At 67.6% G+C, this 10,811-nt stretch carries 10 protein-coding genes; all 10 read left to right on the top strand.

Going from position 1 to position 10,811, the window contains the following annotated elements; genetic code table 11:
- The first annotated feature begins 141 nt into the window (after positions 1 to 141).
- The 10 genes from AC2W7C_RS07560 to nuoN all read left to right on the top strand — a co-directional run bounded on the left by AC2W7C_RS07560 (position 142) and on the right by nuoN (position 10,615).
- On the top strand, positions 142 to 396 hold the full coding sequence (locus AC2W7C_RS07560; protein WP_486000888.1) for a hypothetical protein: 255 nt from the start codon (positions 142 to 144) through the stop codon (positions 394 to 396).
- A complete protein-coding gene (gene nuoG, locus AC2W7C_RS07555; RefSeq protein WP_486000887.1) occupies positions 396 to 2,441 on the top strand; it encodes an NADH-quinone oxidoreductase subunit NuoG in 2,046 nt (681 codons plus the stop codon). Before AC2W7C_RS07560 ends, nuoG begins: the two co-directional genes overlap by 1 nt.
- Before the next feature lie 120 nt (positions 2,442 to 2,561).
- Positions 2,562 to 3,632 carry an NADH-quinone oxidoreductase subunit NuoH gene (nuoH, locus tag AC2W7C_RS07550; RefSeq protein WP_486000892.1) on the top strand — a complete coding sequence of 357 codons (1,071 nt, stop codon included), beginning with the start codon at positions 2,562 to 2,564 and terminating at the stop codon, positions 3,630 to 3,632.
- 237 nt (positions 3,633 to 3,869) lie between these two features.
- Complete coding sequence (locus AC2W7C_RS07545) at positions 3,870 to 4,091, top strand: hypothetical protein (protein WP_486000886.1); 222 nt, start codon at positions 3,870 to 3,872, stop codon at positions 4,089 to 4,091.
- On the top strand, positions 4,088 to 4,579 hold the full coding sequence (nuoI, locus tag AC2W7C_RS07540; RefSeq protein WP_486000885.1) for an NADH-quinone oxidoreductase subunit NuoI: 492 nt from the start codon (positions 4,088 to 4,090) through the stop codon (positions 4,577 to 4,579). The genes AC2W7C_RS07545 and nuoI overlap by 4 nt, the downstream gene beginning before the upstream one ends.
- Positions 4,580 to 4,654: 75 nt before the next feature.
- Entirely contained in the window at positions 4,655 to 5,278 is a 624-nt protein-coding gene (locus tag AC2W7C_RS07535) for an NADH-quinone oxidoreductase subunit J (RefSeq protein WP_486000884.1), read from the top strand.
- The gene (gene nuoK / locus AC2W7C_RS07530; protein WP_400612751.1) at positions 5,278 to 5,586 is read left to right on the top strand and encodes an NADH-quinone oxidoreductase subunit NuoK; all 309 of its coding nucleotides are present in this window, start codon (positions 5,278 to 5,280) and stop codon (positions 5,584 to 5,586) included. The genes AC2W7C_RS07535 and nuoK overlap by 1 nt, the downstream gene beginning before the upstream one ends.
- An 8-nt stretch (positions 5,587 to 5,594) precedes the next feature.
- The gene (nuoL, locus tag AC2W7C_RS07525; RefSeq protein ID WP_486000891.1) at positions 5,595 to 7,670 is read left to right on the top strand and encodes an NADH-quinone oxidoreductase subunit L; all 2,076 of its coding nucleotides are present in this window, start codon (positions 5,595 to 5,597) and stop codon (positions 7,668 to 7,670) included.
- 13 nt (positions 7,671 to 7,683) lie between these two features.
- Positions 7,684 to 9,162 (top strand): NADH-quinone oxidoreductase subunit M, encoded by a 1,479-nt coding sequence (locus AC2W7C_RS07520; protein ID WP_486000890.1) that lies wholly within the window; start codon positions 7,684 to 7,686, stop codon positions 9,160 to 9,162.
- Between the two features lie 7 nt (positions 9,163 to 9,169).
- Positions 9,170 to 10,615 (top strand): NADH-quinone oxidoreductase subunit NuoN, encoded by a 1,446-nt coding sequence (gene nuoN / locus AC2W7C_RS07515; protein ID WP_486000889.1) that lies wholly within the window; start codon positions 9,170 to 9,172, stop codon positions 10,613 to 10,615.
- Positions 10,616 to 10,811: the final 196 nt, after the last annotated feature.

Here is a 10,811-nt window from a genome sequence, read left to right as displayed (position 1 = left end):
CCGCCAACCCGGCCTCGGACGGCGAGGCCAGCGTTCCCGTCGTGCTGACCGCGCAGAACCTGCGCGCGTCTGCGCGCGGGCCTGGCCGCGATCCATGGCCAGGACCTGTCGGCGATCGAGATCGACGGCCTGGAAGGCCAGGTGGTCAACGCCTCGTGGCGGGCGCCGGTCGACGGCGGCCGCCGCCGGGCCCAGTGCCGGGTCGACGGCGACCTGGTCACCTGGAAGCCGGCCGACGCGCCGACCCCCGAACAGAACCGCTGGATGAACCAGTCCGGCGACCCGGTGACGCGCTTCGTCCTTGACGGCGACGCCATCACCATCAACACGACGCTCCCGGATGGGACGACCGCCACGGAAGAGTACGCCGTGGCTGCTGAGCAAGAGGCCCGCTGATGCCCGTCGCCAAGGTCAACGGCGTAGAAACCGAGTTCGAGCCCGGGATGACCGTGCTGCAGGTCGCCGAGCGCGCCGGCCACGAGATTCCGCGCTTCTGCTACCACGAGCGGCTGTCGATCGCCGGCAACTGCCGCATGTGCCTGGTCGAGGTGAAGCCCGGACCGCCGAAGCCGCAGGCGTCCTGCGCCCTGCCGGCCGCCGAGGGCCAAGAGATCTTCACCGACACGCCGATGGTGAAGAAGGCCCGCGAAGGGGTGATGGAGTTCCTGCTCATCAACCACCCGCTGGACTGCCCGATCTGCGACCAGGGCGGCGAGTGCGACCTGCAGGACCAGGCCGTGGGCTACGGCCGCGACGGTTCCCGCTACAGCGAGAACAAGCGCGCGGTCGAAGAGAAGAACATGGGGCCGACGGTGAAGACGTTCATGACGCGGTGCATCCAGTGCACCCGTTGCGTCCGCTTCATCACCGAGGTGGCGGGCGTGCCCGACATCGGCATGATCTCGCGCGGCGAGAGCGCCGAGATCACCACCTATCTGGAAAAGAACATCGACTCGGAGCTGTCGGGCAACGTCAACGACCTGTGCCCCGTCGGCGCCCTGACGCACCGGCCGTGGCAGTTCCACTACCGCCCCTGGGAGCTGAAGAAGACCGAGACCATCGACGTCATGGACGCCCTGGGCTCGAACATCCGCGCCGACAGCAAGGGCGCCGAGGTGATGCGCATCCTTCCGCGCGTCAACGAGGGCATCAACGAGGAGTGGCTGTCGGACGTCAGCCGCTACGCCGTCGACGGCCTGCAGCGGCAGCGCCTGGACCGGCCGTTCGTGCGCGAGAACGGCAAGCTGCGCGCCGCCTCTTGGGACGAGGCCCTGGGCCTAGTCGCCGACAAGCTGAAGGCCGCCAAGCCGGAGAAGATCGGCGTGATCGCCGGCGACCTGCAGGACGCCGAGTCGATGAAGGCGGCGCTGGACCTGTTCCGCGCGCTGGGCTCGGCCAACACCGACTGCCGCCAGGACGGCGCGGCGCTGGGATACGGCCCGCGCGAAGGCTGGCTGTTCAACACCGGCCTGCAGGGAATCGAGACCGCCGACGCCATCCTGATCGTGGGCGCCAACCCGCGAGTCGAGGCGCCGCTGCTGAACGCCCGCCTGCGCAAGGCCTGGCTGTCGGGCAAGACCCAGATCGGCCTGATCGGCGAACCGGCCAATCTGACGTTCGACCACCTTTGGCTGGGCGCCGGCACCAAGACGCTGGCCAAGCTGCCCAAGGCGGCGATGGACTTCCTGACCCGGGCCGAGCGGCCGGCGATCATCGTCGGCTCGGGCGCGCTGACGGGCGCCGAAGGTCCTGCGGTGCTGAACGCCCTGGGCGCGCTGGCCAAGAAGGTCGGCGTGGTGACCGAGGGGTGGAACGGCTTCAACGTGCTGCACTCGGCCGCCGCCCGCGTCGCCGGCCTGGACATGGGCTTCGTGCCCGGCGAGGGCGGCCTGTCGGCCGTCGACATGGTCAAGAAGGGCGCGCTGGACGTCCTGTTCCTGCTGGGCGCCGACGAGATCGACGCCTCGGCGACCAAGGCCTTCAAGGTCTATCTGGGCAGCCACGGCGACCGCGGCGCGCACGGCGCGGACGTGATCCTGCCAGGCGCGGCCTACACCGAGAAGGCGGGCCTGTACGTCAACACCGAGGGCCGGGTGCAGATGGCCGAGCGGGTCGTCTTCCCCAAGGGACAGGCCAAGGAGGACTGGGCGATCCTGCGGGCGCTGTCGGCCCTGGTCGGCCAGACGCTGCCCTACGACACCCTGGACGCGCTGCGCGCCAGGCTGATGGCGGACCAACCGACCTTCGGCCGCATCGACTATTTGCCGGCCCCGGCGTCGTTCGACGTCGGCGCGCTGGGCAAGAAGGGCGACCTGGGCGACGTGGCGTTCCACGCCTCGGTGCGCGACCCGTATCTCAACAACCCGATCGCGCGCGCCAGCGTGACGATGGCCGAGCTGTCCGCCCAGCGGATCGCCCCGGTCGCGATGGCGGCGGAGTAACCGATGACCGACGTCGTTCCCTCGCGCCCCAAGAACTGGCCCGCCGTGATCTTCCTGACGGTCGTCGGTCTGGCGCTCGCCGCCGGTTTGGCGGCGCTGGCCGTCTGGGGCTGGAGCCTGATCCCGGCCGCCTTCTGGACCGGCCCGGTGGGCTGGACGCTGATCACCGCCGGCGGGATCCTGCTGGTCACGGTCGGCATCCTGATCTCGCTGGCCTTCCTGCTGTTGGCCGACCGGAAGATCTGGGCCGGCGTGCAGATGCGCAAAGGCCCGAACGTCGTGGGTCCGTTCGGCCTGCTGCAGTCGTTCGCCGACTTCTTCAAATTCGTGCTGAAGGAGATCGTCGTCCCGGCCGGCGCCGACAAGGTCGTGTTCCTGATGGCGCCGCTGCTGACCTTCGTCCTGGCCTTCATCGCCTGGGCGGCCATTCCGTTCGCGCCGGGCTGGGTCATCTCGGACCTGAACGTCGGCATCCTGTACATCTTCGCCATCTCGTCGCTGGGCGTGTACGGCATCATCATGGGCGGCTGGGCTTCGAACTCGAAGTACCCGTTCCTGGGATCGCTGCGCTCGGCTGCGCAGATGGTGTCCTACGAGGTCTCCATCGGCCTGGTGATCATCAACGTCATCATCCTGGCCGGCACGATGAACCTGACCGGGATCGTGACCCAGCAGTCGGGCTGGTTCTGGAACTGGTTCGCCTTCGGCGGTGGCCTGACGACCCTGCCGACCATCATCGTGATGTTCCCGATGGCGATCATCTTCTTCGTCTCGGCCCTGGCCGAGACCAACCGCCCGCCGTTCGACCTGCCCGAGGCCGAGTCCGAACTGGTGGCGGGCTATCAGGTCGAGTACAGCTCGACCCCGTACCTGCTGTTCATGATCGGCGAGTACGCCAACATCGTCTTCATGTGCGCGATGATCAGCCTGCTGTTCTTCGGCGGCTGGAACCCGGGCTTCCCCATGGACTGGGCCGCCGACTGGCCGCCGTTCCTGCTGAACCTGTTCTATCTCATCGTGCTGTGCGGCAAGATCGTCGTGGCGTTCTTCATGATCGCCCTGGTGAAGGCCTTCGTGCCCCGCTACCGCTACGACCAGCTGATGCGCCTGGGCTGGAAGATTTTCCTGCCGACGTCCCTGGTCGCGGTCATCGTCGTCGCCGCCTGGCGCGTGTTCGGGGTGGGGGCATGACCCGCGCGCTGGCTCTTTCCGGCCTGATGCTGGCGGCCTTGGCCGCCGGCGGCTGCACCTCGGTCTTCAAGCCGATCCAGCCGGAGGCCGTCGGCTCGCCGATCGACCGGATGGACCGCGCCGAGAGCGCTCGGCAACGGGCCAGCCGGACGCATCCGGACTGCGTGATCGAACGCCAGGACGCCAGCCGGGAGACCCGGGCCCGGTCCGCGAGATCTGCGGGACGGAGAGACGGCCATGATCCGCTCGTCGCTCATCCTGCTGGCCGCCGCCGTCGCCGTGACCGCGTGCGCCGCCCAACCCTACGAACCCGAGCCGGTGTCCGCCTATCAGTGGCAGCGCCGGCAGGAACGCATCGAGCGGGAGGAGGCCCAGCGCCTGGCCCGCTGCGAGGCGATGGACAAACAAAGCGAACGGTACGCCCGCGAGTGTGCGCGCGCCGGGAGTGCGCAACCATGATCAACCGTCTCGTCCAGGCCGCGAAGGGCGCGCTTCTCGTCGACGCCGTCGGCGCGATCGGCCTGTCGCTGAAATACATGGGCCGCCCCAAGGCCACGGTGAACTATCCGTTCGAGCGCAACCCGCAGTCGCCACGCTTCCGCGGCGAGCACGCTCTGCGCCGCTACGCCAACGGCGAAGAGCGCTGCATCGCCTGCAAGCTGTGCGAGGCGATCTGCCCGGCCCAGGCCATCACCATCGAGGCCGAGCCGCGCTCGGACGGCAGCCGCCGCACGACGCGCTACGACATCGACATGGTCAAATGCATCTACTGCGGCCTGTGCCAGGAAGCCTGCCCCGTGGACGCGATCGTGGAGGGTCCGAACTCGGAGTTCACCACCGAGACCCGCGAAGAGCTGCTGTACGACAAGGATCGACTGCTCGCGAACGGCGACCGCTGGGAGCGGCTGATCGCGAAGAATCTGGAACTCGACGCGCCTTACCGTTAAGGCGCACACGCTGACCGGGGAGGGCGATTCCGCAAGGAGGCGCACCCCCATAACCGAAAGGGGCTTTGGCCTCCGATGTTGCAAGGCATTGCCTTCTATCTGCTGGCGGCGGTGGCCGTGGTGAGCGCCCTTCTGGTCGTCACCGCGAAGAACCCCGTGCACAGCGTGCTGTGGCTGATCCTGGCCTTCTTCTCGTCCGCGGGACTGTTCGTGCTGCTGGGCGCGGAGTTCCTGGCGATGCTACTGGTGGTGGTCTACGTGGGCGCCGTGGCGGTGCTGTTCCTGTTCGTCGTCATGATGCTGGACGTGGACTTCGTGAAGCTGCGCGAGGGCTACGCGCGCTACTTGCCGCTGGCGATGATCGTGGCCGGCGTGCTGCTGGCCGAGATGATCGTGATCTCGCTGACCGTGGTCAGCGGCGGCCGGGCGGCGGACGCGACCGGCCCGGTGGTCGCCGCCGACGCCTCGAACGTCGAGACGATCGGGCGCGTGCTCTACACGGACTATGTCTACTTCTTCCAGGCGGCGGGGATCGTGCTGCTGATCGCCATGATCGGCGCCATCGTCCTGACCCTGCGGCACAAGCCCAACATCAAGCGCCAGAACGTCGCCGACCAGGTGGGCCGCGACGCCAAGACGGCGATGGAAGTGAAGTCGGTTCCGACCGGCGCCGGCGTCACCCCCGAGGATCTGGTCTGATGGTCGTCACCCTGCAGCACTATCTGGCGGTCGCCGCCATCCTGTTCACGATCGGCGTCTTCGGCATCTTCGTGAACCGCAAGAACGTCATCATCATCCTGATGTCGGTCGAGCTGATCCTGCTGGCCGTGAACATCAACTTCGTCGCCTTCTCCAGCTACCTGAACGACGTGTCGGGGCAGGTGATGGCGATGTTCGTGCTGACCGTCGCCGCGGCCGAGGCCGCCGTCGGCCTGGCCATCCTGGTGACCTTCTTCCGCAACCGCGGCGACATCGCCGTGGACGACGCCAGCGTGATGAAGGGCTGACCGTGGACCTGCAGACTCTCGTCATCCTGGGCGTCTTCGCCCCGCTGCTGGGCGCCGCGATCGCCGGCCTGACCGGCCGCCGCATCGGCGACATCGCCTCTCAGGCCGTCACCACCGGCCTGCTGTTCTTCTCGTGCGTGGTCGCCTGGATCGTGTTCAGCCAGTGGACCTGGGGCGGGCTGGAGCCCTTCACCCTGACGCTGGCGCCCTTCATCCACGTGGGCGACTTCATCTCGAACTGGTCGATCCGCATCGACGCCCTGTCGGCGACCATGCTGGTGGTGGTGACGACGGTGTCGTCGCTGGTCCACCTGTACAGCTGGGGCTACATGGCCGAGGACCCGGACAAGCCGCGGTTCTTCGCCTATCTGTCGCTGTTCACCTTCGCCATGCTGGCGCTGGTCACCGCCGCTGACTTCATGCAGCTGTTCTTCGGCTGGGAAGGGGTGGGCCTGGCGTCCTATCTGCTGATCGGCTTCTGGTACAAGAAGTCGACCGCCTCGGCCGCCGCCATCAAGGCGTTCGTGGTCAACCGCGTCGGCGACTTCGGCTTCGCGCTCGGCATCTTCACCGTCTTCTGGATGTTCGGCACGATCCAGTTCGCCGAGCTGTTCCCGATGATCGCCTCCAAGGCCGGCACGGGCTGGGACTTCCTGGGCCACACCTGGTCGGCGCTGGATCTGGCGGCCTTCCTGCTGTTCGTGGGCGCCATGGGCAAGTCGGCCCAGTTCTTCCTGCACACCTGGCTTCCGGACGCGATGGAAGGCCCGACCCCGGTGTCGGCCCTGATCCACGCGGCGACCATGGTCACCGCCGGCGTCTACATGGTCTGCCTGCTGTCGCCGATCTTCGAATACGCCCCGATCGCCGGCCAGATCGTCGCCGTGATCGGCGCGGTGACGGCCCTGTTCGCCGCCACCGTCGGCCTGGCCCAGAACGATATCAAGCGGGTCATCGCCTATTCGACCTGTTCGCAGCTGGGCTACATGTTCTTCGCCGCCGGCGTGGGCGCCTACGAGGCGGCCATGTTCCACCTGTTCACCCACGCCTTCTTCAAGGCCCTGCTGTTCCTGGGCGCCGGCTCGGTGATCCACGGCATGCACCACGAGCAGGACATGCGGAAGATGGGCGGGCTGTGGAAGCTGCTGCCGATCACCTACGCCGTCATGACCATCGGCACGATCGCCATCACCGGCCTGGGCATTCCCGAGATCGGCGGCTTCGCCGGCTTCTATTCGAAGGACGCGATCATCGAGAGCGCCTTCGCCGCGGCGGCGTCCGGACACTCGCCGGTCGGCCTGTTCGCCTTCTTCGTCGGCATCTTCGCCGCCGGTCTGACCGCCTACTATTCGTGGCGCCTGGTGTTCATGACCTTCCACAACAAGCCCGTTTGGAAGGACGAGCACCATGGCGACGAGCACGCGCACGCGCATGACGACCACGCCTCGCACGCCCAGCTGGAGACCCACTCCGAGCCGGACGCGCACGACGACGATCACGCTCACCACGGCCCGCTGCACCCGCACGAGAGCCCGTGGGTGATGGTGCTGCCGCTGCTGGCCCTGTCGGTCGGCGCGGTGGCGGCGGGCTTCGTGTTCGCGCCCTATTTCATCGGCCACCACGAGGGCGAGTTCTGGAAGGCCGCGATCTTCTCGGGTCCGGCCAACCACGTGCTGCACGAGGCGCACAACGTGCCGACCTGGGTGAAGTGGTCGCCGCTGGTCATGACCCTGATCGGTACCGCCGTCGCCTTCTGGCTCTATGTCATCAAGGAGGGCATGGCCCGCCGGATGGCCGAGCGCGGCGGCGTGGTCCACGCCTTCCTGTACAACAAGTGGTACTTCGACGAGCTGTACCAGTTCGTGTTCGTCCGCGGGGCCAAGGGCCTGGGCGACCTGTTCTGGAAGGTAGGCGACGTGAAGATCATCGACGGCGGCGGACCCAACGGCTTCGCCTGGCTGTCGCGGAAATTCGCGGGCGGCCTGGCCCGCTTCCAGTCCGGCTACGTCTATTTCTACGCCTTCGTGATGCTGCTCGGCCTGGCCGGCTTCCTCGCCTTCGCCATCACCTCGTGGGGAGCCTGATCTCTTGCCCCAGATCCCCTACATCCTGAGCGTCGTCACCTTCCTGCCGCTGGTCGGGGCCGGCCTGCTGCTGCTGGTCCGCCTGCTGAGCAAGGGCCCGGCCGACGGCGCCGCGCGCTGGATCGCGCTGCTGACCACCCTGGCTGCCCTGGCCGTCTCGGTCGTGCTGGTCGCGAGCTTCGATGCGTCGAACCCGGCCTATCAGTTCATCGAGCGGTTCGAGTGGTTCGCCGGCGCCCAGTACCATCTGGGCGTGGACGGGGTTTCGATCCTGTTCGTCCTGCTGACCGCCTTCCTGATGCCGCTGTGCATCCTGGCCAGCTGGTCGACGATCAAGGACCGCGTCGTCGACTACATGATCGCCTTCCTGGTGCTGGAGACGCTGGTCATCGGCGTGTTCACCGCGCTGGACCTGTTCCTGTTCTACATCTTCTTCGAAGGCACCCTGGTGCCGATGTTCATCATCATCGGGGTGTGGGGCGGCGCGAACCGCATCTACGCGGCCTACAAATTCTTCCTCTACACCCTGCTGGGGTCGGTGCTGATGCTGCTGGCCATGCTGTGGATGGCCCATACGGCCGGCACCACCAGCATCCCCGAGCTGAAGACCTTCGCCTTCTCGGAGCAGGCCCAGCCGCTGCTATGGCTGGCCTTCTTCGCTTCCTTCGCGGTGAAGATGCCGATGTGGCCGGTTCACACCTGGCTTCCGGACGCCCACGTGCAGGCGCCGACGGCGGGTTCGGTCATCCTGGCCGGCATCCTGCTGAAGCTGGGCGGATACGGCTTCATCCTGTTCAACCTGCCGATGTTCCCGGATGCGTCCAGGACCTTCGCGCCGCTGGTCTTCGCCCTGTCGGCCATCGCCATCGTCTACACCTCGCTGGTCGCCTTCCGGCAGACGGACATCAAGAAGCTGATCGCCTATTCGTCGGTGGCGCACATGGGCTTCGTGACCATGGGCATCTTCGCCGGCAACGCCCAGGGCGTGCAGGGCGCGATCTTCCAGATGCTGAGCCACGGCCTGATCTCGGGCGCGCTCTTCCTCTGCGTCGGCGTGGTCTACGACCGGATGCACACCCGTGAGATCAGCTTCTACGGCGGGCTGACCAGCCGCATGCCGTGGTTCGCCGCCATCTTCCTGATGTTCACCATGGCCAACGTCGGCCTGCCGGGCACCTCGGGCTTCATCGGCGAGATCCTGACGATGACGGGGGTCTATCAGGTGTCGACCTGGACCGCGTTCGTGGCGGCCTCGGGCGTGATCTTCTCGGCGGTCTACGCGCTGACGCTGTATCGCAACGTCATGTTCGGCGAGATCACCAATCCCGCCCTGAAGACGATCGCGGACGTCGACAAGCGCGAGTTGCTGATCTTCACGCCGCTGATCGTCGGCACCTTGTGGCTGGGCGTCCAGCCCGGGCTGGTGCTGGACTACACCGACGCCTCGGTCCACGCCCTGACCGCCGCCTATCAACTCGCGATCGGCGGGTGAGACCATGATGCCTGACCTCATTTCCGCCCTCCAACTCTCGGCTCCCGAGATCACGCTCGCGGTCGGCGGCCTGGTGCTGCTGATGGTCGGCGCCTTCTCGGGCGACCGAGCGTCCCACGCCGTCTCGTGGCTGTCGGTGATCCTGCTGATCGCGGCGACCGCGGTGACGGTCACCGGCCCGCTGGGCCAGGCGTTCAACGGCGCCTATGTGGCCGATCCGCTGGCGGTCTACGGCAAGGCCGTGATCTTCCTGTCCAGCGCCGTGGCGATCGTGCTCGGCAACGGCTGGATGCACCGCGCCCGGATCGCTCGCTTCGAGTTCCCGATCCTGATCGTGCTGGCGTCGGCCGGCATGGGGATGATGGCGTCGTCGGGCGACCTGATCTCGCTGTACGTCGGCATCGAGCTGCACTCGCTGGCGCTGTACGTGCTGGCCGCCTTCCATCGCGACGACCTGAAGGCGTCCGAGGCGGGCCTGAAGTATTTCGTGCTTGGCGCGCTGTCGTCAGGCCTGCTGCTGTACGGCGCCAGCCTGATCTACGGCTTCGCCGGCTCGATGCGGTTCGAGGACATCGCGGCCTACGCCGCCACCAACCCGTCGCCGGGCCTGATCTTCGGCTTGGTGTTCCTGATCTGCGGCCTGGCGTTCAAGGTCTCGGCCGCGCCGTTCCACATGTGGACGCCCGACGTCTACGAGGGCGCGCCGACGCCGGTCGTGGCCCTGTTCGCCACCGCCCCCAAGGTCGCGGCTATGGTGCTGATCGCCCGCACCCTGGAGGGCGCCTTCGCCCAGTCGCACGACCAGTGGGCCCAGGTGCTGATCCTGATCTCGCTGATCAGCTTCGCGGTCGGCGCCTTCGGCGGCCTGGCGCAAAAGGACATCCAGCGCCTGCTGGCCTATTCGTCGATCGCCAACATCGGCTACGCCCTGCTGGGCATCGCGGCCGGCACCACCCTGGGGATCCAGGCGATGCTGCTGTTCATGACCCTGTACGTCATCGACCAGTTCGGCTTCTTCGCCCTGCTGCTGTCGTTGAGCCGGAACGGAAAGCCGATCCGGAAGATCGCCGACCTGGCGGGCCTGCGGAAGGAGCGGCCTGTGACGACGATCGCGCTGACGATCCTGTCGTTGTCGGTTCTGGGCATGCCGCCGCTGTCGGGCTTCTGGGGCAAGTGGGCCGTGTTCGGCGCCGCCGCCGACGCGGGCTACTGGATGGCCGGCGCCGCGGGCCTGGTGGCCTCGGTCGTGGCCGGCTTCTACTACCTGCGGATCATCAAGGTGATGTGGTTCGACCCGGCTCCGGAAGGGACCGCGGCGACCGACAAGGCTCCGGTCGAGGCCAAGACCATCGCCCTGGCCTGCGCCGCCTTCGCCTTCCCGCTGGTCATCGTCGGCCTGACCTGGCTGGAGCCGTTCGCCGCCGTCGCCGCGACGGGCTTCGGAGCAGGGTGAAGGTGTTCGCCCTCCATTCCTCCCCCAACGGGGGAGGGGGACCGTCCGGAGCCCACGGGGCGAAGGATGGTGGAGGGGCCTCAAACCGCGCTCGGTCCCGGCGCCCCTCCACCATGCTTCGCATGGTCCCCCTCCCCCGATGGGGGAGGAACTGGACGTCAGCCTTCCACCAGGGGCCCCAGCCCGTCTGCCGTGC

This window comes from Brevundimonas sp. CURTG3B2_SDJG (assembly GCF_057364705.1).
This window is presented reverse-complemented; position numbering and strand designations above follow the sequence as displayed.